The organism is Sphingomonas sp. FW306-1B-B10E (assembly GCF_058782005.1).
Genome location: NZ_JBYSXG010000065.1, coordinates 1 through 24031, shown reverse-complemented (window position 1 = coordinate 24031; position 24031 = coordinate 1). Strand labels below are relative to the sequence as shown.

Annotated in this window: 25 protein-coding genes and 1 tRNA gene; 11 read left to right on the top strand and 15 right to left on the bottom strand. The window is 66.3% G+C overall.

Annotation, left to right across the window (positions count from 1 at the left end; genetic code table 11):
- Window positions 1–36 precede the first annotated feature (36 nt).
- The 3 genes from AC3WJI_RS19145 to AC3WJI_RS19135 form a co-directional block, all read right to left on the bottom strand.
- Complete coding sequence (locus tag AC3WJI_RS19145) at window positions 37–1128, bottom strand: Ca2+-dependent phosphoinositide-specific phospholipase C (RefSeq protein WP_492758890.1); 1092 nt, start codon at window positions 1126–1128, stop codon at window positions 37–39.
- Window positions 1128–3821, bottom strand: coding sequence for a TonB-dependent receptor (locus AC3WJI_RS19140; RefSeq protein ID WP_492758889.1), 2694 nt, complete (start codon window positions 3819–3821; stop codon window positions 1128–1130). The genes AC3WJI_RS19145 and AC3WJI_RS19140 overlap by 1 nt, the downstream gene beginning before the upstream one ends.
- Before the next feature lie 352 nt (window positions 3822–4173).
- Window positions 4174–4250: transfer RNA gene (locus tag AC3WJI_RS19135), tRNA-Pro, on the bottom strand.
- 141 nt (window positions 4251–4391) lie between these two features.
- On the opposite strand from AC3WJI_RS19135, the gene yajC reads away from it, so the two are divergent.
- The 5 genes from yajC to AC3WJI_RS19110 all read left to right on the top strand — a co-directional run bounded on the left by yajC (window position 4392) and on the right by AC3WJI_RS19110 (window position 8448).
- Window positions 4392–4733 (top strand): preprotein translocase subunit YajC, encoded by a 342-nt coding sequence (gene yajC, locus AC3WJI_RS19130; protein WP_492758888.1) that lies wholly within the window; start codon window positions 4392–4394, stop codon window positions 4731–4733.
- The gene (gene secD, locus AC3WJI_RS19125; protein ID WP_492758887.1) at window positions 4733–6316 is read left to right on the top strand and encodes a protein translocase subunit SecD; all 1584 of its coding nucleotides are present in this window, start codon (window positions 4733–4735) and stop codon (window positions 6314–6316) included. The genes yajC and secD overlap by 1 nt, the downstream gene beginning before the upstream one ends.
- A gap of 13 nt (window positions 6317–6329) precedes the next feature.
- Window positions 6330–7301 (top strand): protein translocase subunit SecF, encoded by a 972-nt coding sequence (secF, locus tag AC3WJI_RS19120; RefSeq protein ID WP_492758886.1) that lies wholly within the window; start codon window positions 6330–6332, stop codon window positions 7299–7301.
- Entirely contained in the window at window positions 7298–7669 is a 372-nt protein-coding gene (locus tag AC3WJI_RS19115) for an Mth938-like domain-containing protein (RefSeq protein WP_492758885.1), read from the top strand. Before secF ends, AC3WJI_RS19115 begins: the two co-directional genes overlap by 4 nt.
- Before the next feature lie 128 nt (window positions 7670–7797).
- On the top strand, window positions 7798–8448 hold the full coding sequence (locus tag AC3WJI_RS19110) for an alpha/beta hydrolase (protein WP_492758884.1): 651 nt from the start codon (window positions 7798–7800) through the stop codon (window positions 8446–8448).
- Between the two features lie 60 nt (window positions 8449–8508).
- Here the strand turns inward: AC3WJI_RS19110 and thpR are convergent, their stop codons facing one another.
- Window positions 8509–9045, bottom strand: coding sequence for an RNA 2',3'-cyclic phosphodiesterase (gene thpR, locus AC3WJI_RS19105; RefSeq protein WP_492758883.1), 537 nt, complete (start codon window positions 9043–9045; stop codon window positions 8509–8511).
- Window positions 9046–9158: 113 nt separating this feature from the next.
- Here thpR and AC3WJI_RS19100 point away from each other — a divergent pair, with 113 nt between their 5' ends.
- From AC3WJI_RS19100 to AC3WJI_RS19080, 5 genes are all read left to right on the top strand, one after another.
- Entirely contained in the window at window positions 9159–9923 is a 765-nt protein-coding gene (locus AC3WJI_RS19100; protein WP_492758882.1) for a Bax inhibitor-1/YccA family protein, read from the top strand.
- A gap of 129 nt (window positions 9924–10052) precedes the next feature.
- The gene (locus tag AC3WJI_RS19095; protein ID WP_492758881.1) at window positions 10053–10421 is read left to right on the top strand and encodes a hypothetical protein; all 369 of its coding nucleotides are present in this window, start codon (window positions 10053–10055) and stop codon (window positions 10419–10421) included.
- Between the two features lie 6 nt (window positions 10422–10427).
- Window positions 10428–11378: a cation diffusion facilitator family transporter gene (locus AC3WJI_RS19090; protein ID WP_492758880.1), complete on the top strand. Its 951-nt coding sequence runs from the start codon at window positions 10428–10430 to the stop codon at window positions 11376–11378.
- 98 nt (window positions 11379–11476) lie between these two features.
- Window positions 11477–11656, top strand: a complete 180-nt coding sequence (locus tag AC3WJI_RS19085) for a hypothetical protein (RefSeq protein ID WP_492758879.1) — start codon at window positions 11477–11479, stop codon at window positions 11654–11656.
- Between the two features lie 54 nt (window positions 11657–11710).
- Window positions 11711–12133 carry a DUF6624 domain-containing protein gene (locus AC3WJI_RS19080; RefSeq protein WP_492758891.1) on the top strand — a complete coding sequence of 141 codons (423 nt, stop codon included), beginning with the start codon at window positions 11711–11713 and terminating at the stop codon, window positions 12131–12133.
- A 13-nt stretch (window positions 12134–12146) separates the two neighbouring features.
- On the opposite strand, the gene AC3WJI_RS19075 is transcribed toward AC3WJI_RS19080, so the two are convergent.
- From AC3WJI_RS19075 to AC3WJI_RS19025, 11 genes are all read right to left on the bottom strand, one after another.
- The gene (locus AC3WJI_RS19075; RefSeq protein WP_492758878.1) at window positions 12147–12440 is read right to left on the bottom strand and encodes a hypothetical protein; all 294 of its coding nucleotides are present in this window, start codon (window positions 12438–12440) and stop codon (window positions 12147–12149) included.
- Window positions 12441–12506: 66 nt separating this feature from the next.
- A complete protein-coding gene (locus AC3WJI_RS19070) occupies window positions 12507–13037 on the bottom strand; it encodes a superoxide dismutase family protein (protein WP_492758877.1) in 531 nt (176 codons plus the stop codon).
- Window positions 13038–13222: 185 nt separating this feature from the next.
- On the bottom strand, window positions 13223–13462 hold the full coding sequence (locus AC3WJI_RS19065; RefSeq protein ID WP_492758876.1) for a DUF6894 family protein: 240 nt from the start codon (window positions 13460–13462) through the stop codon (window positions 13223–13225).
- Between the two features lie 122 nt (window positions 13463–13584).
- Complete coding sequence (locus AC3WJI_RS19060) at window positions 13585–16443, bottom strand: TonB-dependent receptor domain-containing protein (protein ID WP_492758875.1); 2859 nt, start codon at window positions 16441–16443, stop codon at window positions 13585–13587.
- 229 nt (window positions 16444–16672) lie between these two features.
- Window positions 16673–17122: a hypothetical protein gene (locus AC3WJI_RS19055; RefSeq protein WP_492758874.1), complete on the bottom strand. Its 450-nt coding sequence runs from the start codon at window positions 17120–17122 to the stop codon at window positions 16673–16675.
- Window positions 17123–17386: 264 nt separating this feature from the next.
- Window positions 17387–17656, bottom strand: a complete 270-nt coding sequence (locus tag AC3WJI_RS19050; protein WP_492758873.1) for a hypothetical protein — start codon at window positions 17654–17656, stop codon at window positions 17387–17389.
- A 107-nt stretch (window positions 17657–17763) separates the two neighbouring features.
- A complete protein-coding gene (locus tag AC3WJI_RS19045; protein ID WP_492758872.1) occupies window positions 17764–18597 on the bottom strand; it encodes a beta-1,6-N-acetylglucosaminyltransferase in 834 nt (277 codons plus the stop codon).
- A gap of 20 nt (window positions 18598–18617) precedes the next feature.
- A complete protein-coding gene (locus AC3WJI_RS19040) occupies window positions 18618–20069 on the bottom strand; it encodes an oligosaccharide flippase family protein (RefSeq protein ID WP_492758871.1) in 1452 nt (483 codons plus the stop codon).
- A complete protein-coding gene (locus AC3WJI_RS19035; protein WP_492758870.1) occupies window positions 20069–21076 on the bottom strand; it encodes a glycosyltransferase family 2 protein in 1008 nt (335 codons plus the stop codon). Before AC3WJI_RS19035 ends, AC3WJI_RS19040 begins: the two co-directional genes overlap by 1 nt.
- A gap of 358 nt (window positions 21077–21434) precedes the next feature.
- Complete coding sequence (locus AC3WJI_RS19030; protein ID WP_492758869.1) at window positions 21435–21704, bottom strand: hypothetical protein; 270 nt, start codon at window positions 21702–21704, stop codon at window positions 21435–21437.
- A 1-nt stretch (window position 21705) separates the two neighbouring features.
- Complete coding sequence (locus AC3WJI_RS19025; protein ID WP_492758868.1) at window positions 21706–23130, bottom strand: hypothetical protein; 1425 nt, start codon at window positions 23128–23130, stop codon at window positions 21706–21708.
- A gap of 139 nt (window positions 23131–23269) precedes the next feature.
- Between AC3WJI_RS19025 and AC3WJI_RS19020 the strand changes: the two genes are divergently transcribed.
- Window positions 23270–23959 carry a hypothetical protein gene (locus AC3WJI_RS19020; protein ID WP_492758867.1) on the top strand — a complete coding sequence of 230 codons (690 nt, stop codon included), beginning with the start codon at window positions 23270–23272 and terminating at the stop codon, window positions 23957–23959.
- Window positions 23960–24031: the final 72 nt, after the last annotated feature.

The window sequence follows — 24031 nt, the reverse complement described above, 5'->3', positions numbered from 1 at the left end:
CCCCCCACCCCTCCCTTGCAGGGAGGGGAGATCAACCTAAGGCTTGAGCGCGCATCCTTTCGCCACCCGCACCGGGCTGCACTGCGCCATCGCACCCTTCGACAAGGTCACCACGAACCCCGCCTTCAGCGGATCGGGCGCGCCGGGATAATAATCGGTGCTCACCGCCTGCGCGCCGCTCGCGATTGCGGCCTTCGTCTTGGCATAGTCGCGGCTGCGCGCCTCGACCGTGTTGGCGTCGGTTCGCGTCCGGACGATCACGCCTTCCGAGACCCATTTGCGGATCTTGTCGCCGTCGACCAGCGGGTCCTGGACGATCTGCACCGCCGATTCCGGCTCGCCATCGGGATACCAGCCGAACATCGCCCGCCCTGTCAGCGACGGATGCCCGGCGCGATAGGCGTCGGAGACGGCGCTGCGCACGTCGAGCAGGATGTAGATCCGCCCCCGTGCCGCCGCGAGCGAAGGCCAGCCGCGCGTCTGCAGCGCCTCGCGCAGGCTCGGCGCATTGCCGCGTACCTCGTCCGGAGTGATCAGCCGCCTTCCCGGCAGCACCGAGCGGATCTCGCCATCCAGCGCATCGAGCAGCCCGGCGCCGTCGAGCGGCAGCGGGTTGGTGATCCCCGGCCGATTCGAGGGCGTATCGGCAGCGTTGATCGTGATCATGATCGGCAGATGCTTGGGATGCGCGCGCGACCAGCGGTCGACCTCGCCCAGGCAGCGCACCAGGGTCACGCAAGTGCTGAGATAGTCCACATCGGGAATGTGGAACACCTTGAACCCCGGCTTGAGCATCGCCGCGCGATCGAAGCCGGTCGCCTCGCCCGCCGCCTTGGCCCAGGCCTCGCCCTTGGGATCGGCATAGCGCCCGCCCGCTGGGTCGGCGAATATGTCGAGCTCGATCTGGCGCACGCCCGCGTCGAACTGCTGCGTCAATGGCAGATGGTAGTAATCGAGCCCCTCGGCGCTCTTCGGGTCCATTGCCCGGATCTTGGCCATCACCGCCGTAGGGATCCGCGCCTTGAAGCTGTTGTGCGAGCCGACGACCTGGACATCGTTCATCGCCTGCGGGGTCGCCGCCGCGCCGGCTAGGGCCAGCGCAGCGACGGTGAGAAGCCCCTTGATCATCAGAATTCCGTCCGCACGCCGAACAGGATCGTCCGACCCCAATAATGGATCTCGTTATAGCGGATCGGGTCGTCGCTGTAGCTATACTGCCGCGCGCCGGCGATGTTGATCGCCTCGACGCTCAGCATCGTCTTGTCGGTGACGCGGAAGGAGAGGTTGCCGTCCAGCGAACCGAACGCGTCGATATAGCTCGGCGTGTTCGTGCTGCTGCCGGTGCCCGACAGATATTTGTCGCGCCAAGTGTAGGACAGCCGCGCCGAGACCGGGCCGTAGTCGTAGAAGCCGACGAGGTTGAAGCTGTTCTTCGACAGCCCGGCCAGTTGGTCTTTGATCTTCCGCGTGCCGGAGGTGTAGTCCGCCTGCACCGACGTGTGCGTGTACGACGCCTGGATGCCGAGCCCGTCGAACGGCTTGGGCAGGAAGGTGAACACCTGGTTGTACGCAGCTTCCGCGCCATAGACCTTGGCGTCACCGCCATTGACCTGGGTGCTCAGCAGGATCTGGCCGCGGCCGGGGATTTCCACATACCGGTTCTCCTGGGTGATGTAGTCGTCCATCGCCTTGTAGAACACCGCCCCGGTGAGCGAGCCCTTGTGGCTGAAATACCATTCGAGCGAACCGTCGAACTGGGTCGCGACGAAGGGAATCAGGTCGGGATTGCCGCCGCTGCCGGTCGCGGCGTCGGTCGAGACACTGATCTGCGGCGAGCTTTGCGTGACGTTCGGCCGGGTGAGCACCCGGCTAGCCGCGAGGCGCGCGATAAGGGTGGGACTCAACTCGGCACGCAGGTTGAAGCTCGGCAGCCAGTTGTTGAAGGTCTTGGGGAAGCTCGCCGGCTTCGGCTCAGTGCCAACGATCAGCGTGCCGCTCGACACCTGATCGGTATGGACATAGCGCACGCCAACATTCCCAGTGATGCTGGAGCCGATCGCATAGTCGGCGCGAACATAGCCGCTCGCGGTCTTCTCCGTCACGACATAGGACGCGCGCTTGTCGCCGTTCGAAAGTGGCGAATTGGCAACCGCGGCGGTGAAGAGCTTGTCGTAGAAAACGCTGGTAATCGGCACGATCCAGGTTCGCGGCGCATTGCCCGAGACGCCGCTGAGGAAGTCGTCGAACGGGATCTGCTCATAGCCGTTCGGTGCGAAGGTGGTCAGCGGGACCCTGCCCGGATCGACCGTGAAGTCGCGCCGCGCGTAATCGCGCTTGCGCCAATGATATTCGCCGCCGGCCGCAACCTTGCTCAGGAGGCCGCCGATCTCGTGACCCACGTCCAGCCGCGCATACCAATCCCAGTCCTTGCTGTTCTTGGGCGCGATGTTGAACGGATAGAGGACGAAGTTCGCCGGGTTGGTCGGGTCGACCGGCGTCGTGAAGGTCGGGATCACCTTGTACCCACCCGACGCATCATAGGTCAGCGGCGCGAAGAACTGGATGCGGCTGCGCACCGTGCCGACATCGTAGCTCGGGTGGAAGCTGTGCGCGTACGACCAGTTGACGTTGGCGGTGACATCCCAGCCCTCGGGCCTCCAGCTCTGCTTCAGGCCGACGCTGAGCAAATCGTGGCGGTTGAGGCTGTATTCGCGCGTGCCCATGAAACGCACATTATTGAGCGTCGCGGCGACCACAGTGTTGCCGTCGAGCTTGACCGATCCGGGAACGATCGAAACGGCGGGGACGGCGGGTAAGCCGGCACTGGCGGCAGTGCCGGGATCGTCGGGATAGATATCGAGGCCGAACTCGTCATAGGCGACGTCGAGCCGGGTGCCGAGGACGTCGAGGGTGGTCTCGAGTTCGTCAGAGGGCTTCCACTGCGCGGAGATCAGCCCCGAATAGCGTTCGCGATTCTCCGTCTCGATCGTCGGACGCGTGCGGATTGGAGTGTATAAGCCTGCGGGCAGCTTGAACCCGGTCGCATCCGGCTTGGCAAACCGGTCGAGCACCCAGCCATTATTGTACCAGCGGTCGTTGCGCACCGCCTTGGACCAATATTGCGCGCCGGCGAGCAGGCCGAAGCTGCCGTCCTCGCTCTTGTAACTGGTGATCGCGGTGGCGTTCGCCTTCACCTTGTCGGTCATCGACGTATAGGTGCCGCGCAGGTTGAGCGTGGTCTTGGTGCCGACCTCGAGCGGGCGGAAGGTGTGCACGTCGATATTGCCGCCCAGCGCGCCCTCGGTCATGTCCGAGGTCGGCGTCTTGACGACGTCGATCTGCGAGACGAACTCGGCGGGCAGCATCTCGAAGCGGAACTGGCGGCCGTTGGCGCCGCCATTCTCGATCAGGTCGTTGATCGCGACGGTGCGGCCGTTGAGCAGGGTGCTCTGGAATTGCGGCCCGAGCCCGCGGACGCTGACATAGAGGCCTTCGCCGCGCGGCCGGGTGATCGCCACGCCGGTGACGAGCTGGAGCGCCTCGGCGACGTTCTGGGTGGGGAATTTGCCGATGTCGGTCGAGGCGATCGAGTCGACGCCGTATGCCGCCCGACGCTTGGTTTCGGTCGCGGCGGCGAGGCTCTGCGCGTAGGAGCCGGTGACGACGATCTCGCCGCCATCCTCGGTTTCGGCCTGCTGGACGGGCGCCGCAGCCTCGTCGGCGGACGCGCCGACGGTCTGCGCAAAGGCGGGCTGGGCCACGCCCAATGCGGCGAGGGTGAACGGCAGGGTGGCCTGAAGCAGGCGCGAACGGTGCGACATGTAGATTTCTCCCCCCGGGTGTGATCCCCCGGCGAGGGCGCCACTAGGCCCGCCTTATTGCGATTCGACGGCGCATCCGTTGCAGATGCGTGACGATTGACAGACGGTGAAATGACTTCGCGGATCTGAAGGGGTTGAGCCTATGCTGCTCGCAAGCGCGTGGCGTTTTGGATGCAATGTCCGTGCTCCTGCGAAAGCAGGAGCCCAGGGCCGTGCAGCCCTACGCTACCCTGGGCTCCTGCTTCCGCAGGAGCACGAGGATCGACTCGCGCCGCAAGGGTACCAGGCAAATGCGCGCGACCGCATGCCGCCCCGAACGCGCGGCCGTATGATACCGATGTTGTGAGAAGACTGGTCGGGGCGACAGGATTCGAACCTGCGACCCCCACACCCCCAGTGTGATGCGCTACCAGGCTGCGCTACGCCCCGACCAAGGTTGGGCCCTCTATTCCCGTCCGGCGCGGGATGCAAGCGGCAGCGACAATAGTTGCACGGCTTTGTGGCACATGTTAGCGCGCGCCGCTTGAAGGGGCCGTCCCGCGCCCCGCAAATCCAGGCCACCGAAAACCCATGTTCGCCACCCCAGCATATGCACAGGCCGCAGGCGCGGCGCAGGGCGGAAGCTCCGCCGGCGCGATCGTCTCGCTGCTGCCGCTCGTCCTGATCTTCGTCGTCTTCTACTTCCTGATGATCCGTCCGCAGCAGAAGCGCATGAAGGCGCTGCAGGACTCGGTCGCCGCGGTCAAGAAGGGCGATACCGTGGTCACCGCGGGCGGGCTGATCGGCAAGGTCACCAAGGTCGACGAGACCGAGGTCGAGATCGAGCTGGGGACCAACGTGAAGGTCCGTGCGATCAAGGCCACCCTCGCCGAAGTGCGCCCCTTGGGCGGCGCCAAGCCCGCGAACGACTGATGCTCGATTTTTCTCGCTGGAAGGTCCTGACGATCTCCATCGGCCTCGCGCTGATGGTGCTCCTCGCGGTGCCGAGCCTCGTCCCCAAGAGCGTGCGCGCGACTTGGCCATCCTGGATTCCCCAGAAGGCGATCAACTTCGGCCTCGACCTCGCTGGCGGCTCGTATCTGCTGCTCGAGGGCGACACCAAGGACGTCGCCGCCTCGCGCATTGAGCAGATGCGCGAGCAGGTCCGCAGCTCGATGCGCCAGGATCCGCGAATCGAGATCGGCGACATCTCGGTCCAGGGTGGCAAATTGAGCTTCATGGTCCGCGATTCGGCCAAGGTCGATGCCGCGCGCGAAAAGCTGCTGGCGATCACCGGCAGCGGGGTCGGCACCACCGGCCAGCGCGAATGGGACATCGCCGTCGTCGATACCAGCCGCTTCGTCCTCACGCCGACCCAGGCCGGGCTCAACCAGGCGATCGACACGGCGATGGGCGACGCCCGCGAAGTCGTCGAGCGCCGGATCAACGCCCTCGGCACCGTCGAGCCGACCGTGGTGCGCGAAGGCGGCAACCGCATCGTCGTCCAGGTTCCCGGGCTCAACGACCCGACCGCGCTCAAGAACCTGCTCGGCAAGACCGCCAAGCTCGAATTCCGCCTAGTGGACACCACAGCCACCCAGCCGGGCGTCGCGCCGCCGGGATCGATCCTGCTGCCTTATGCCGATGGCGGCGGGCAGATCGCGGTGCAGCGCCAGGTGATGATCACCGGCGACATGCTGGTCAACGCCTCGCAAAGCTATGATCCGCAGACCGGCGCGCCGGGCGTCACCCTCCAGCTCGACGGCGCCGGCTCGCGCCGCTTCGCCAAGGTCACTCAGGAGAATTCGGGCAAGCCCTTCGCGATCATCGTCGACAATGTCGTGATCTCGGCGCCGCGCATCAACGAGCCGATCCTCGGCGGAAGCGCGGTGATCAACGGCGGCTTCACTGTCCAGAGCGCCAACGAGCTTGCGATTGCATTGCGTTCGGGCAAGCTCAAGGTGCCGCTCAAGGTCGTCCAGGAATCGACCGTCAGCCCCGAACTCGGCGCCGATTCGATCCGCTCTGGCATCACCGCATCGATCATCGCGGTCGTCGCGGTCATCGCCTTCATGATCCTGACCTATGGCCGCTTCGGCATCTATGCGACGATCGCAGTGATCATCAACGTGCTCGTCATCCTGGCGATGATGGGACTGCTCACCGCAACGCTGACGCTGCCGGGCATCGCCGGTTTCGTGCTGACCATCGGCACCGCGGTCGACGCCAACGTGCTGATCAACGAGCGCATCCGCGAAGAGCGGCGGCGCGGGCGCAGCGTGATCCAGGCAGTCGAGCTCGGCTACAAGGAAGCCAGCCGGACGATCTTCGAGGCGAACGTGACCCACGCGATCGCGGGCTTCATCATGCTCGTGCTCGGCTCGGGTCCGGTGCGCGGCTTCGCGGTGGTGCTGCTGTTCGGCATCGCGACCTCGGTGTTCACCGCCGTGGTCTTCACCCGCATGCTCGTCACCCTCTGGCTGCGCCGTAACCGGCCCAGCGAAATCCACATTTAAGGAAGCCCGGACCATGCGGCTCCTCAAGATCGTCCCGGACAATACGAATATCCAGTTCGTCCGGATTCGCCACATTGCCTTTGCGATCACGGCCCTGCTCACCGTCGCCGCGCTGGCCCTGGTGTTCACGCGCGGGCTCAATATGGGCGTCGACTTCGCCGGCGGCGTGTCGATCGAGGAGAAGTTCGTCACGCCTCCGCCCGACTCCGAGCTGCGCTCTACGATCAACAATCTCGGTCTCGGTGAGGCGGCGCTTCAGAAACTGGGCGGTGCCAACACCGTGACGATCCGCCTGCCCAGCCCCGAATCCACCGACCCGGCCGCAACCGACCAGATGGTCGAGAAGGTCAAGGCGGCACTCGCGGCGAAATTCCCGGGCGCGACCTTCTCGAACTATTCGACCGTGTCGGGCAAGGTCTCGGGCGAGCTGATCCAGAACGGCATCCTCGCCGTGGTCCTCGCGATCATCGGCATCGCGATCTTTTCGTGGTTCCGCTACGAATGGCAGTTCGGCGTTTCGACCGCGGTCGCGATCATCCACGACGTGCTGATGACGCTGGGCTTCTTCGCATTGTTCCGCGAGCTGTTCACCTTCGACCTCAACATCGTCGCCGCGGTGCTCACGATCATCGGCTATTCGATCAACGACAAGATGGTGATCGACGACCGCATCCGCGAGAACATGCGCAAGTTCCGCAAGATGGACATGCGCGACCTGATCGACCTGTCGGTCAACGAGACGCTGCCCCGCACGGTGATGACCTCGGTGACGATCATGCTCGCGCTCGCCGCATTGCTGATCTTTGGCGGGCACGTGCTGCGCGGCTTCACCGCGGCGATGATGCTCGGCATCGTCGTCGGCACCTATTCGTCGATCTACGTCTCGTCCTCGCTGCTGATCACGCTCGGGCTCAAGCCCGGCTTCCGCGAGGAGCGCAAGGACGCCGGCAGCAACGCCGAGCGCGTCGGGCCGCGCGAAGGATGAAGATGGAGCGCCGCAGCGCCGAAGGGCCGGTGATCTCCGGCTTTTCGGGGCGCGGCTTCCGCGTCGACGACGGGGTGTATGAGGGGCTGTTGATCACCCCCAAGCGTGCCGATGGCTGGTCGCCGCCCCCGCTCGCCGAATTGACCGAAGCCGATCTCGCACCGTTGCTCGGGCTGGACCCCAAACCCGAATTCCTGCTGCTCGGCACCGGCGAGACGCTGGTGCGTCCTCCGCTTGCCCTGGTCAAGGCGCTCGGCGCGCGCGGGATCGGCGTTGAGCCGATGGACAGCCGCGCCGCCGCACGCGCCTGGGGGGTGCTTCGTGCCGAACTGCGCTGGGTCGCCGGCGCGCTCTATCCGCTCGGCTGACCCCATCTCCCGCCCGTTCGCCCTGAGCCTGTCGAAGGGCGGCTCACCGCGAGCACACCGCTCGTGTCCATCGCCCTTCGACAAGCTGAGGGCGACCGGGAGAGGGTGCCATTTCTGAAGGACGTCCTATGCAGCAATTGACCGGCCCCAGCCTCGCGCCCGCATCTGGCGGCGCGCCGAAGCAGATCGTGGTGCTGCTCCACGGCTATGGCTCGAACGGCGCCGACCTGATCTCGTTCGCGCCGATGTGGCAGCCGCGGCTTCCCGACGCGCTGTTCGTCGCGCCCAATGCGCCCGAGCGCTGCCCCGGCGTTCCCGGCGGCTATCAATGGTGGGCGCTCCACGATCTCAGCCGCCCCGCCCTCGCGCTCGGCGCGCTGGGCGCCGCGCCGGTGCTCGACGCCTATCTTGATGGTCTGCTCGCCGAGCATGGCCTCGACGAGAGCAAGCTGGTGCTGGTCGGGTTCAGCCAGGGAACGATGATGGCGCTGCACGTCGGCGTGCGGCGCGAGCGGCAGCTTGCCGGCATCCTCGGCTATTCGGGGATGATCGCGGGGCCCGGGCTCGATCCTGCGGAGGTACGCAGCAAGCCGCCGGTGCTGCTGATCCACGGCGACGCCGATACCGTCGTGCCGCTCAGCGCATACCGCCATGCTGTTGCCGAGCTCGAGCGGAACGGGTTTCCGCTGGAGGGGCATGTGTCGCCGGGGCTAGGCCACGGGGTCGATCCAGCCGGGATAGAATTGGGCGCGAAATTCGTGCAGCGCGTGCTTTCCTGACCTAGTGCTCCTGCGAAAGCAGGAGCACTAGGCCCCGCGCACTGTGGCCGCCCCAGGGCGCTATCCCCGTAACGGATAGCGCTCGATCGCCTCGTAGATCGCGCCTTCGCGGCCCAGCGTGCTCTCGAACAACAGGAAATGGTCGAGCGTGAAAGCAGGGCTGGCGAGGCCGGCATGGCTTTCGAGGAACCGGTCGGTGGTGCCGGCCGAGGCATTCATCCGCGCCAGCGTGATGTGCGGCAGATAGGCGCGGCGTTCGGGCATAAGCCCGCAGCGTACCAAAGCCTGATCGACCTTCTTGTGAAGCTCGGCCAGCGCATCGTGCGGGCGGACCCCGGCCCACAGCGCATTGGGCCGTCCGCGACTGTCGAACTGGCCGACCCCGGCGAGCGCGACCGTCACCGGCGGGAAGCGGATGTTCGACAGCGCGATCGCGACATCCTCGGCCTGCGGACGCTCGACTTCGCCGATGAAGCGCAAGGTGAGGTGAAGCTGCGCATCGTCCTGCCAGCGCGCGCCGGTGACGCCGCCCATCATGCCGAGCAGCTGCGCGCGGATCGCTGGAGGCGGGCGGAGGCCGACGAACAGGCGGTGCATGGCGCCGCTTAACCACGGATCCTGCGCGCCGCCCACCAGTTTCGCTTGAAAAGGACCGGATCAGGAACGATATTCGGAGCATTCCGGCAGCTTGCCGGGCAAAGGAGTTCACAATGGCGAATTGGTCGGATCCCCGGACTGGCGCAGCGTACGCAGCGACCGGCGCGCGCGCGGAAGCGCATGACGCGGGGCTCAGGGCATATATGCTGTCGGTCTACAATTACATGCTCTCGGGCGTGCTGCTGACCGGCATCGTCGCGCTGGCGTTCGGCAAGATCGACGCCTTGCAGCAGCTTCTGTTCGTGGTGCGCGAGACCGCGCGCGGACTGCAGCTTGCGCCTTCGCTGCTCGGCTGGGTCGTGATGCTGTCGCCGCTGGCGATCGTCTTCGCGATGAGCTTCGGCCAGAACCGCATGTCGGAAGGCACGCTCAAGGCGCTGTTTTTCGCCTATGCCGGCCTGCTCGGCGCGTCGCTGTCGACGATCTTCATCACTTATACCGACACGTCGATCGCGCAGGTGTTCTTCGGCACCGCTGCGGGCTTCGCTGGCCTGAGCCTCTACGGCTACACCACCAAGCGCGACCTGTCGGGCTTCGGCACCTTCCTGATCATGGGGCTGATCGGCCTGATCGTCGCGATGGTCGTCAATGTCTTCCTGCAGTCGGGCACGATGAGCCTGGTGATCAGCGCGATCGGCGTGCTGATCTTCGCCGGCCTCACTGCCTATGACACGCAGAAGATCAAGAGCATGTATGCCTATGTCGCCGGCACCGACATGATGGGCAAGGTCGTGATCATGGGGGCGCTCAACCTCTATCTCGACTTCATCAACATGTTCCTGTTCCTGCTCCGCCTGTTCGGCAGCTCGCGCAACTGAGCGCAGCCCAAGCTCGACGAAATCACGGCCCGGCGGCATCCCCGCCGGGCCGTTTCTTTTGCGCCGCCCCTGCGGAACGCGAATCGCGCGATGGTCGTTACAGCAGGGCAACGCTCAGGAGAGTGAACCATGACTGCCAACCCGATCGACCCGGCAATGGACAAGATGTCGGTGGCACCGGGACCCGAGGATGCGGATGCCAATTCGGCGACCGCAAACGAGCGCCCGGCGCCCGTGTCCTCCGCCGATGCCGGCACGGACCGCTCGATCGTCGAGCGGCTCGAGCGCAATCCCGAAAGCAAGGAAGCGCGGCTCGACCGGGCACTCGACGAATCGATGGACGCGTCGGATCCGCCCGCCTCGACCCAGCCGGTCCACAATCACTCGCTGCCCGAGAGCTCGGGCTATAACGAGAAGGCCGAGGAAAAGCTCGCTGCTGGCCCTGCCGGCACCAAGGGCATCATCGGCAAGGTGATGCACAAGCTCGGGCTCGACTAAGCCGTAATGGGTGCGTCTCCCGCGTCGGGCTGGCGCGCCAACATCGTCCTCTATGCCGCGCTCGCGGCGAATGTCGGAATCGCCGTCGCCAAGTTCGTGGCGGCGGCGATCACCGGCTCGTCTTCGATGCTTACCGAAGGCGTCCACAGCCTCGTCGACAGCGGCAATCAGGGGCTCCTCCTCTACGGCCAGCGCCGGGCCAAGCGCCCCCCCGACACCGAGCACCCGTTCGGCTATGGCCGCGAGCTCTATTTCTGGGCGTTCGTCGTCGCGATCCTGATCTTCGGGCTGGGCGCGGGCGTCTCGATCTACGAGGGCTGGAAGCACATCGCCGAGCCCGAGCCGCTGCGCGATCCGCTGGTCAATTACATCGTGCTGGGCGTGGCCACCCTGCTCGAAGGAACGAGCTGGATCATCGCACTGCGTGAATTCTCCGCGGCCAAGGGCGAGATGGGCTGGTGGCAGGCGGTGCGCGAGTCGAAGGACCCGGCGACCTTCATCGTCCTGTTCGAGGATTCGGCCGCGCTCGCCGGACTGGTCGTCGCGGCCATCGGCGTGTGGGCGAGCCACGCCTGGAACGACCCGCGTATCGACGGCGCGGCGTCGATCGTGATCGGCTGCATCCTGGCATGCGTCGCGACCCTGCTCGCGCGCGAATCTAAGGGGCTGCTGATCGGCGAGCGCGCCCGCCCCGACGTGGTCGCCTGCGTCCGCGCGATCCTCGACCGCCGGCCCGAGATCGTCCGGGTCAATCATGTCCGCACTATCCACACCGCGCCCGACCGGATCTTCGTCGCAGTCAGCGCCGATTTCGAGGACAGCATCACGATGGGCGCCGGCGAGACGCTGATCGAGAATATCGAGCGCGAGCTCAAGGCAGCACTGCCCTTGCTGTCGTCGATCTATATCCGCCCCGAAAAGGCCGAGGACGCGCCGGACACGGTCGCGATCGGATGATGCGCGATTGAAGCTGAGGTGGCGCCCGGCCCGGCCTTGCGCTGCGCTCGGCTCGCCGCAATGATGCAAGCCATCCAGGTACGGCACGGGGATTTGCAATGAATCGGCTTATCCTCGCACTGGCTTCGCAGGCCCTCGACCCGAAGGTCGCCGAGGCGATCGGGCGCTGGCACCAGGCGATCGCCTCGGCCGACGAAGCGCCCCACGCCGATGCCGACCTGAACACCAGGATGCTCCACCTGATCCGCCGCGACGAAGTCACGCGCCAGAACCTGTAGCGGCTCGACGAGCCCGGGCTCGACCCCGCGCAACGCCAGGCCGTCAGCGAAGCGATCGGCGCATCGCTGACCCAGATCGATCGCGAGAACACTAAGGCGCTCAAGCGGCTCCTCCCGCGTTCGGGCTGGTTCAGCAACCGCCGCCACGGTCGGCAGGTCACCCATGGCGCCTGGCTCATCGCCCAGCATTCGCCCGATGACGGCTTCCGCGAATATGCGCTGGCCCGGATGTCCGCGGGCCTCAAATCGGGCGAGGTCGATGCGCGCGACTATGCGCTCACCTTCGATCGCGTGCAGGTCCACAAGGGCAAGCCGCAGCTCTATGGCAGTCAGGCGTCGTGCCGCGACGGCCGCTTGGCACTGAAGCCGATCGAGAACCCGGCGGCAGTCAACGCCGCCCGCGCGCGGATCGGCTGGGCGCAGACGATCGAGGAAACGATGGGCGACCTCGAGATCGGCAAGCCCTGCGTCTATTGACGCCTGCGGGCAGTCACCGGCCCGATCGGCAGGCAATCCGATAGGACTGCAGTTGCCGCGCGTTGAGCCGTGCGAGGTGCGTGCGCAGCAACGCGCAGTTCCGCGCGCGCTCGGCCGGGGTCCAGCGGCGGGTGGTGGACGCGCGGGCGCCCTCCCGGGGCGCGCGCGCGACGCTGTTGCGATTGATCGAGTCGATGACCGCCGCATGCGCCGAGCCCGTCGCCCAGTCGTTGCTGGTCTGGATATCCTGGGAGTGGCCGGCGGGCAGCGCCGTCAGGGACAGCACGAAGGCAAAGGCTGACGGCATTGGCTTAGGCTCCCTGATATCGCTGGCCAGACTGGCGACAGCCGGACCGCCGGCTGCCGCCCCGCATTACATCGCCTGGAACACCCCGCACGCGATCCGCCCGCCGGAATTGCCCGAGGGATCGGTTTTGTAGTCGTCGGCGTTCGCATGGATCACGATCGCCGCGCCGTCCTCGTCGAGCAACTGCTGATAGGTGCCGCCGGGAAGCGTGAAGATCGTCCGGTCGCGGCCGCCGGCATCGATGTCGAGATTGGGCATGTCGCCGGCATGCGGGCCGGCGGGATTCTCCTTGCCGTGCTGGTGCGCGGTCGGGTTCCAGTGCGGCCCGGCGCTGGCGAAGTCGGGGCCGACACATTTGCCGACCGCGTGGACATGCGTGCCGTGCGCGCCCTCGGGCAGCCCGCCGGCCTCGACGATCACGCGGATCGCGCCGTCGACTTCCTCGGCCACTGCGGTACCGACCTTCTCGCCCGCCGCGTTCATGATGTCGGCCTGCGCCCGATAATGCCCCGCCATGTAGCGGGCATTCTGCTCGGGTGTCGCACATCCGCCGAGGATCGTCGCGGCCGCCACCATCGTCATCGCTACCCGCTTCATGCCGTCCACTCCCTGACTTGCTTGCCGTCCCCTAATGGACCGCCGCCGCGCGGGTTCCAAGACCCCTCAGCGCGCGCCGATACAGGCCCCGTCGCGCGTCCTGCTCACGCTGCCGTTGCGGAGCGCGATCTTGGCGCCGACAGGTCGGATCTCCCAACGAATTCAAGTCGCTCGGGTCGGCCATCTCATTCGACCACTTCGATCACGTCGCCGACACAGGCGTGCGCGACCTCTTCGCCCGCCTCGTCGGTCACCGTGACGCGGCTGCCGAGGACCAGCCGACCCTGCCGCTTGATCTGCTCGATGCCGAGCACCAGCGCCTCGCGCTTCGCCCATTCGCGGACGGCGCCGTCATCGGGCAGTTCGGCGCCGGTCGGGTCGCTCGTATCCTCGGCGCCTTCGCGGTGGAAATAATAGCGGGACATGCCGATCCAATGCGCGGGGCCCGGGCGGGTTTCGCAAATCAATCTGGATCAGGTCGATTCCCTGATCGTGCGGCAGACGAAAAGGGCCGGGCGTGCAATGCCGCCCGGCCCCTTCCTCACGTTCAGAACCCGTACGAAAGCCGCAGATAGCCGAACTGCCCCGGCAGATCGTAGGTCGTCGGATCGTAGTTCGCGCTGTCGCAGGTGAAGCAGGGCGGCGGATCGCGGTCGAAGATGTTGTTGACGCCCGCGGTTAGCCGCAGCCGGTGGTCCATCCAGCCCGGCGACAGATAGAATTGCACGTCGCCATAGAACACGCTGCCCATCCGGTGCTCGCCGTCGCGTTCGTCGACGCCGTTGATGTAGCGCCCGGTGAACGAGATGCCGTAAGCCGGAGTCGACCAGTCGAGCGTGCCGTTGAGCTTGAACTTGGGATAGGCCTGGTCGGGGCTGCCGCGCTCGGTGCCGGCATATTCCTGGGTCGGGGCGTTGAGGTCCGACGGGGGCACGATGTTGTACTTGATCAGGTGCGCCGCATTGACGTTGAGCCCGACGCTGCCACCGCCGAATTCGCGCGAGCGGAAGTTGACCGTCCAGTCGACTCCCGAGGTCTCGATCGCATTGAGATTGAGCAGCCGCGCATTGATCGAGGCGACCTGCCCGCTCGCGGTACGCTGGATCGACGCGCAGCTCACCGGATCGGCGCTGAACGCGCAGCGCGACAGGGTCAGCGTCGCCGGCACCGAGTCGATCGCGTTGGTCAGCTTGATGCTGTACCAATTGACCTCGAGGCTCAGCGCGCTGGCGAAGCCGCCGGTCGCCCAGCTCGGGCTGTAGACGCCGCCCGCGGTCCAGGTTTCGGCGGTCTCGGGCTTCAGCGCGGTATTGCCCTGTGAGAACACGCCGAGCTGCCCGCCGGTCGGCTCGTTATAGCTGCCGTTCGCCGGCACGCCGTTGGCGATGCAGTTCGCGCGCACCGTCGCATTGGTCGTGAATGCGCCGCCTGGCGCGCTGGTGCACGGATCGTCGATCGTCGCATCGAAGCGCGACGGCCCGGCATAGAGCTCGCCGATGCTCGGCGCGCGCAGGCTCTCGGCATAGCCGCCGCGGAACAGCAGGTCGCGCACCGGCTTCCACAGCCCCGAGGCCGTGAAGGTCGTGTTGCTGCCGAACGACGAATAGTTCGAGTGGCGCACTGCGCCGTCGAGTTCGAGCAAGTGGAAGAAGCCGACATTGGCCAGGATCGGCAGCCGCAACTCGCCATAGAATTCATCGACGTTGAACCCACCGCGCGCCGGGCTGGTCGGCACGTCGGCGCCGAGTCCGGCGACGATCAGCGGATCGGGATCGTAGCTCGCTTTCTGGTCGCGATGCTCATAGCCGATCGCGACGCCGACCGCGCCGCCCGGCAGGTCGAACAACTCGCCCGAGAGGTTGGCGGTGAAGTCCCACAGCTGCTGGCTGCTCTTGTCCTTCTCGTCGAAGGTCACGTAATCGAGCATCGGCTGGGTGATCGACCCCAGGCCGCCGAAGATGTTGAACGGCACGCACGGCCCGGTGCAGTTGGCCACCGGCCCCAGCGCGCGGGCAAGGTTCGCGGCATTGACGTTGCCGGTGAACAATTGGTGCCCGTCATTGATGCCGTAGACGCCGTTGACGTCCCAATAAAAGTTGCGGCTGCCGACGTTGAACGAGCCATCGAGGGTGACGGTCGCCGACAGGGTGTCGACGTCCTGAGTGAACGTGCGCTGCCCGCCCTCGACGAAGCGGCGGCGGATCATCGAGTAATTGGCCGGCGTGCCGTTCGCGCCCGACGACAGCGTGCCGAACGGATTGTAGGGGTTGGAGGCGTCAATCGTGATCGTGTCGAGGATATTGCCATTGCCGGCATCGGGCCCGATCGACAGCGGCAGGAACGCCGCCTGGGTGGTCGAATGGCGATGATTGGCGACCAGCTTGGTGCGCAGGTTGATGTTCTCGCCCAGCTCCTGCTTGAAGTTGACGAAGGCGCCATAGCGCTCCGACGGCGTCAGCAAATAGTTATACGGCCCGAAATTGAACGAGTCGGTGTCCGAATTATAGGGGCGGAAGTCGGCGAGCGTCGGTGCGCGTCCGATCACCGGCGCGATCAGCGTCTGATTGGGCAGCCCCAGTACGCCGAAGCGCCCGTTCGGCGTCGCGCTCGAACAGCCGCCCGCGGCGCAGCTCGTGCCCCCCGGCGTCGGGAATTGCGAGATCGATCGGTCGGCGGTGCTCACCCCTTCCTGCTTGGTATAATAGCCGCCGAACACCAGCGAGGTGCCCGTGTCGGGCGATTGGATGCCGTAGCTCGCCTCGTAATTCTGGGTATGCCCGTCGCCTTGGCGATAGGTGCCGAACTGCGCCGAAGCACGAAGCCCGACCTGCTTTTGCTTGGTAATGATGTTGACCACGCCGGCGACCGCGTCGGTGCCGTAGAGTGGCGACGCGCCCGACTGGAGGACTTCGACGCGCTCGATCATGCTGGTCGGCAGCGCATTGAGGTCGACCGAGGCGGGGATGCCGCCCGCCGCCGAGCCGTTGACGTAGCGAAGACCATCGACCAGCACGAGCGTGCGCTTGGCGGCGAGGTAGCGCAGGTCGATCTCGGACGAGCCCGAGCTCACCCCGGTACCATCGGGCGGGCCGCCGACATTGCCGGCATTGTTGACCTTGGTGTTGAGCCCGCCGCCCGCGCTGGGCAGCCGCTGGAGGACATCGGCGACGGAGCTCAGGCCGGTCCGCGCGATCGACGTCTCGTCGACGGTGACGACGGGCTTGTCCTGATCGAGCGGATTGCGCCGGATGCGCGATCCCGTGACGACGATTTCCTCACCGCTCTGGCTCGCGCCCTGCCCGTCATCGGGCGGCGCGGTCTGCGCCTGCGCCGGCAATGCCGCCAGCGCTGCGGCAAGCGCCGCAAGCGCGATACCCGAACTCTTCCAAACCGTCATATTGCGCATCAATTGGTCCTCCAATTACGCCACCCGAGACATCCTCTTTCGCTTATCGTCACATATGAGAAACAAAGCGGCTCGTTGCGCAATGGAGACAATTCACAGGCTGGTACGATCTCGACCGCCATGTGGCTTTCGAGTCACAGGCGAACGGCCGTTTCAGGACGATCGAAGACGGCGTCGGCACATCGGTCATGAAGGAAGCGATGCGCGGGAGGCTTTCGCTAAGTCGGCCCTAGCCGTTGAACGGGCAGGTCACCTGCGCGACTTGGCCGGTTCGGGTGAAGGACATGCCGAACTCGGTCCCGTTCCAGACGCTGACTCCGGACAGGAAGCGAATATCCCAAGTATGGAGGTAGAGCGCCCGCCAGTTCACATTCTCGCCTCCGCTCTCGGACCGCAAGACGACGTCGCGAAGGATGTGTGCCGGCGAATCGTTGCGGCGCAGATTGATGCACCAGGCACTGCCACCGGATTCGAAGCGGATGAAGAACCGGCACCCGGCCGGCGAGAGGCCGAATGTCTCGATGCGGATCGTGGCGTCGCGGCCGTCATTCTTGCCGGTATAGACGCCGCCGAAGTTGAAGCAGTTGGCGAAGCGGGTCTGCGCTTGCGCAGGCTGCGACATCATGGTCAGCAGCGAGACGAAGGTCGCCTTTACCAATAGTCTGATGATCGCTTGCATGACTGATCCCCTTATCGATCAGTAACGCAGTGAATATACCCAATGGTCTCAAGACTATCAAGTCGCTATATTTTGATATCTCAAGATAATAGGCCAAGTAGCTGAAGTATCTGTCATCTGTTAAACGTCGCGTTTCCTGGGCCTGACCCCGCAATCTGCCGGACCCAATTCGCCACGCCGGCCTACCGAACGGAAAAGGGCGCCCGCATCGCGGACGCCCTCTTGCTGCGTGCCGCCTGCGCGGCCCGCGGATCGATTAGGACCTTACATCCCGTTGGACAGGTTGGTGTCCGCGTCGTGCGTGCGCATGTCCTCGGCCTGGTTTGCGCCCGTCGCGCGGACGGCATCGGCCTTGTTGTCGAGCGCCTGCTCACCCGCCTCGGTCGTGGCGTTGTCCGCCGCTGCTTCGTAATTGTCGGCAACTGCGTCGGCATTCGCCTCGATATTGTCCGCCGCCTGCTCGCGCGGCGTGCTGTTGCATGCCGAAAGCGCGACGAGGCCGGCCACCGCGGTCAAAGCAAAAATCTTCTTCATCGTCGATTACCCCTGTCCTTGCCGGACGCCCAAACGCAACCGGATCGGGGCAGCAATCGACGGACAGGCTTTTTGTTCCGCGAGCGCATCGTCTGGACCGGCAACCGTCACTCCGCCGCGGCGCGCACCGCGCCGGCCAGTGCCGGGTGGAAGTCGATATATTTGCGTCCGAAAAGTGCAGGCCCCGCGACGAACTGGCGGTGGATCGCCTCGGTGACGGTCTCGGGATGCGCCTTGCCCTGAATCCAGACGTCCGCAGTGGGCGCCTCCCCGCCGATCGCAATGTCTAGAGGCGCCATCAGCGTGTGGAGCAGCATTTCGTCGGGGCAGTCGGAATATTTGAACAGCCGCCAATACCAGCGATTGGCGCCGAGAAAGGCGAGTATCTTCTCGACCGTGTCGCGCTCGAACAGCCACCAGCAGCCGCCGCCGTACAATTGGATTCCGCGCAGCTTTTCAAGCGGCTGATCGGGCAGCCGCGGGAACAGCCTGCTGAGAATGCGCCAGGCGATGGGATTGCGCACGTCGTGCAGCCAGCGCCTTGTATAGCGCTCATATGGCTTGTGACTGACCGGCATCGCATGCATCTCGATCAAGTTCGCGGTGCCGGCGGGCAGGCTCGCCAGCCGCGCGCGGATCTGCGCGTCGCTTTTGACTGGATAGCATTGCCCGCTCATATGATAGAAATGCGTGATCGCCGGGTCGCGCAGCGCCGCCCGCAGCAGCCGCACCACGCCCTCGACCTGGCTCAGCCCACCCCAATAGATCTTCACGCGGTTTTCGAGGAATATCGCCTTGTCGCGCGACGCGGCGAACTGGCCGATGTCCGACTTGCGGTCGATATGAACATAGGGCGCCCATAATTCCCCGCTGAGCCGATCGAGCAGCAGGTCGAGTTGGTCGGGCCGATGATAGGCCCGGATCAGCGCGGCGATCTTCATGGCAGGCTCCCCCCCGGGCCTCAAATGGTCGCCCGGCCGAACAGAAGAGGCCGGACGATATCGGTGACGCGGCCGAGCTCGCGCCAGGTCGGATGACGCAGCACTCTCAGCGCAGCGAGCCAGCACCCGCCGCCGGCCACCGCCGACAGGATCGCGCCTTCCAGCGTCAGCACGGTTCCGCCCCGGGTCAGCGCCGCGACCGGCAGGCACGCGGCGAGCGCGCTCGCGGCGCTCTTCGCATGTACCCCGAGCAAGGCGCGCCGCGAGAAGCCGACGATCCGCTGGATCAGCCCGATATAGATGCCGAACCAGATCACGGCGTAGACCAGCCGCGCCGCCGCCGCCGCCTCGAGCCCGAAGCGGACCAGGCAGAACAGGCAGAGCAAGGCGACCGCCGTGTCGATGACGTTGCGAACGATCAATTCGCGCAGATGCCCGCTCAGCAGCGGAATCTCGGTGTGAAGCGGCAGCGCGAAGAACAGCAATTCGCTGAGCGCCACCCAGCGCAGCGCGCGCGCCGCCTCTTCCCAGCCCTGGCCATAGACGATCGTGACGATCGGCATGGCGAGCAGCGACAGCAGCAGCATCGCCGGCCACATCACGCTGGTATAGCAGGCGACCAGGTCGAGATAGGCGCGGTGCAGCGTGCTCTTGGCCCGCACCAGCTGGGCGAAATGGCTGAAGAATACCGACGAGAGCCCGCCGTCGAGCAGCACGCGCAGCCCGTCGGCCATGCCCGCGGCGCGGCCATACAGGCCGACCGCGTGCATCCCCAAGGTCCCGCCGATGATCAAATCGGGCGAGCGCGTGCCGATCGCGCCGCTGATCGCGAGCACCGTGGTCCCCGAGCCGAACGAGATGACCGGACGCGCGCCCTTGAACGAGGGCTTGAAGCGGATGCTGCGCGGGCCGAGCCATTCGGCCATCGCCGCGCGCGCAACCTGCTGCGCGACGAAGCCGATCGCGAGCGCGACCGGCCCATAGCCCTTATACGCGAAGACCATCGACACCGCGCCATTGGCGGACGCCGCGGCCAGGTTGATCAGCGCGAGGCTCTTATAGTCGACCGCGCGCTGGAGCAGCGCGATCGGCACGGTGTTGAACGGCAGCAGCAGGAACGCCCCGCCGATCAGCAGCATGATCGGCACCAATTGCGGGTTGGCGTAATACCACGCCATCGGCACGCTCAGCGCGGCGATGACGAGGCAGATCGCCGCGCCGACGCAGAAGGTGATCGTCGTGCAGGTGTCGAGCATCTGGTCGGTCAGTTCCTCGGCGCGGACCAGGAAGCGGCTCAGCCCGAAATCCTGAAGCATCGAGATCATCGCCGCGGCGGCGAAGCCGACCGAAAAGGTGCCGAGCGCCGAGGGCGGAAGCAGATAGCGCGCAATCACCACGCTCACCGCGAAGTTGAGCGCGAACACGAACCATTGGCCGGCGACCGACCACAAGGCTGCCTGGCGGACGCCCATTACTGGCTAGCGGCCGACATGTACGAGCGCGACAGCCCGGCGGCGAGATGCCCCGCCACGCGGAACTTGCCGTGGCGCACGAGCCGCGCCACGGTCCGCGTCACCGGCGGCCGCTCGCCGCCTTCCGCGACATATTGGCAGAGCAGCTGCACCCCGCCCGAGGCGAGCGCCGACATCGAGTAGAGCAATTGCGGTGCCACTCGCGCCCGTACCCGCCGCGCAACGCCGGCGACGCCGAAAATCCGGTCGAGTTCGTCGAGATGTTCGACGTCGGGCAGCACCGCGAGGTCCGCGGTCGGGTCGGGCAAGCCCTTGCTGCGATGCGCATGCGCTTCCCAGGCGATCGCCGCGCCGACCGCGACGTGGAGAAGGTGCCGGATCGTCACCTGGTCGGGATTGACGCGGTAGCGCAGCAGGACCTCGTCGACGCTGCACAGCTTGGTCACTTCCGACAGCCGCAGCCAGAGATCGTAATCCTCGCAGTGGCGATAGAGCGTGCGATAGCCGCCGACCTTCTCGAAGACCGCCTTGTCGATCATCGCGCTGGGATGGTTCATCAGCGGCTGCGACTCCATCGCCGCGATGAACTGCTCGAACGAGCGGGGATAGTTGTCGGTCATGCGAATGACGTTGCCGTCGAGGTCGATATTGACCGTCTGCGCGCCGATCGCGCCGTGATCGGGATGCTTGTCGCGAAAGGCGAGCTGCTTTTCGAAGCGCTGCGGCAGCGACTCATCGTCGCCGTCCATCCGCGCGACGAGTTCGCCCTGCGCCATCGCGAAGCCGCGGTTGAGGCTGGCGACGAGCCCGCGATTCTCCTGCTCGACCAGCCGAATGCGAGGATCGGCGGCGGCGAAGCGGCGCAGGATCTCGGTCGAGCCGTCGGTCGACCCGTCGTTGATGATGATGAACTCGAATTCGCGCCAGCTCTGCTGCAGGATGCTGGTCACCGCGCGGTCCAGGAACGGCGCGTCGTTATAGACGCTCATCACTACCGACAGCCGCATCGCACACTCCTTCGCCTCATGCGCGCGACCTAAGGCAATTGCGAGATGAGGGACAACGGCGAACGGCTATAGAAATAGTCTTAAAGGCCGGTGCCCGGCGCCCACACCTTTAATTAACTATGTTCCGTCTCAGTCCGAACCAAGCGGCAGGCGATTTGTCGGGGATTTTACTCGTTAATCATCTTTTAGGAGCGAGCGGGGGCATCGGATCGCGCCAGGATTATCCTCCCCGCGCCAGCGGGAGGTGGCATGCGCAGCATGACGGAGGGGGAGGAACACTGCGTGCAGTGCCTCCTCCCCCTCCGTCAGGTTGCGCCTGACGCCGCCCCCCTGGCGGGGGAGGATTAAGCGTAATGCGTCAGCGCGGCGTGCCGCGGTCGCTGCCGGGCGCGAGGATCAGGCGGTCGTCATGCTCGCGGCGGCGGCAGGCATCGGCAAAGGCGCGCGCCGCGGCGGGATCGGCGCGAAACCGGTCATATTCGTCCGCGTCGAGGCGATAATATTCCTCGTAATCGACCATGCGGTTGGACACCGGGATCGACAAGTAACGCTGCCCGCTCTCGCGATCCACGCCCAGCGAGAGCAATGCCTCGCGGTCGACTGCCGTATCTTCGAACCGTGTCGCCATGTCATTTCACCGTTGTGATTACATATTGGTCGGCGCTCGCCCGCGCGCCGTCAAGCACGGCTTCGTTGGCGCCCGAGGGGAGATAGCCGCCCGGCAGCCATTTGTCGTTGGCCCCCGCCTCGTTGCCGCTCGGCATGCGGACGCCCAGATCATCGAGCGACTCGGGCTTGAAGTCGACGCGCACCAGCGCATCGCCGTCCAGCTGGCCCTTGGGCAGGCCCAGCGCCTCTTCGAGCTTGCGCGGATCGCCGCCGGTCGAGCGCAGGATCTGATCGGCCTCGCCGCGAGTCATGACGAAGGTCGTCCCGTCGCGCTGGCCGAGCCCGTATTTGTCGACATTCTTGGCGAGCGAGAAGCGTGAGGCACCGTCGTCGAACGCGGCCCGATGCTCGCTGATCCGTTCGGCGGAGAGATATTCGGTGGGCGGCGGCCGATGGCCGTTGCCGAGATCGATCACTTCCTGGAGCCGGGTCTCGGACGCGCCGGTGCGCCGTGCGATGCCGGCAACGCCGTCCAGCGCCTCGATGCCCCCGCGCGTGGCGGCCTCGCCGCCGCCGCGTGCCAGCGCCTCGGCACCGTCACGTGCGATCACCTCGGCACCGGTCCGTGCCGCCGCCTCGACTCCACCACGGGTCGCAGCGGTGAGCGCGCCGCGCGCGGGTCCGCCGCCGACCGGCACGACATAGGTCGCCACCGTGCCGACATCCATGCCGACCGTCTCGAAGCCCTTGCCGTCGCGGAACGACTGTTCGTAGCGGTCGATCTGCCCGCCGGCCCAATCCTTCACGCCGCCGGCGATGTTGGTGAGATCGTCGCCGAGCCGCGACGGATCCCGCCCGACCGTCGTGAGATACTCGCCGCTCGCCTCGACGGCATTCTTGGCGCCCTCGGCGATCTTCTGGCCATATTCGGTCCGCGCTTCCTGAGAGAGCTGCATCTCGGCCGCCGTGGTGCCGAGCTCGCCCACGGTCCCCGCCAGGCCCACGACCTCGCGCGAAACCCCGCCGACGAACCCCAGGCTGAACCGAGTCATGTCCTCCTGCGCCGTGATCGCGCCGCGCACGGCGTTGGAGACGACATTGTCGCCGCCCGGCACATGGGCACGCGCGAACTCGGCCGCTTCATGGGTTTTCTGGCCGGTCCATTCCACCCCGGTCTTGATGCCGTCGCGCGCCGCTTCGGTGCCTTCGGAGATTTTCTCCCGCACCACCGACGCCGCCTCGCGCACGTCGACAGAGCGCACCGCGTTGACTGCCCGGCGGCCCAGATCCAGGCCGTCGCTCGCCAATTCCTTGGTCCTGGCCAGCGCCGTGCTGCCCAGATCGCGGACGCTCCCGGCGGCGCCGGCTAGCGTGCTCGTGGCGCTGCTGGCGGTCGACGACACTGCGCTCTTGATGTCGGACCAGCTGGGGATACCGAAGCCCATGATTCGCGACTCTCTTCGTCCTTGATGCCGTCCATATCGGATCGATGCGCCGCCGCCGCGATAGTCGATGCGATTACCGCGACCAGCATTGGCGCCCGCCCGCCATGGGACTAGGGCTGGCGGCGGACGGGAGAAACGCATGCGTATCGAGGAAGCCTGGGCGAAGCTTCACCAGGCCGCCGGCCTCGCCGCGGCGCGCGGCAGCCTGCTGTTCCACCTCGATCTCGCGACCGAGCTCGCCCGCGCGGCCTTCGCACTGCGCGGCATCGCCGCCGATCAGCTCGTGACCCTGGTCGACGAGCAGGGCTATCGCGTCCTCGCGCTCGACGCCGCGCCCTCGCGGCAGGCACTGGCGGAAGCGCGCTTCGACGATCGCGGCGAGGTGCACGTCGCCCCCGCCGGCCACCAGCCGCCCCGCGCGGTGGTCCTCGCCGATGCCCGGGCGACCCTCGCCGCCGCGCGCTTCGAGGGCGCCGAGGCGCACGCACTCCTCGTCGTGCCGGCGGACGATCCGCGCGCGGCGATCGAAGGCTATGCGCTCGCGGTCGGCGACGATCCGGGAATCGTAAAGCCGGCATCGCATTGGCGCGTGACGCTCGGCCATGATGGCCGGCGCATCGTTCGCCGCGAGGCGCTCGTCGTCACCGAAAGCGACGCGCCGGCGGGGATCCAGGCATTGCGCGACGGGACGCTCACCGTCGCCGACGCAGTACCGGGCGAGATCCACACCTATCTCAGTCTCAAGCACGGCGTCCCGCTGAACGTCCGAACACGCGAGTCGGGTGCGCTCTGGCGCGTCGACGGCGAGCGTACCAGCCTCGCCAAATAATCGGCAGGGCGGCCGCGCCGGTGCCGCCGCTCTTCCACACCCCGCGGCACAACCATCGCCCTTCCCCTCCCC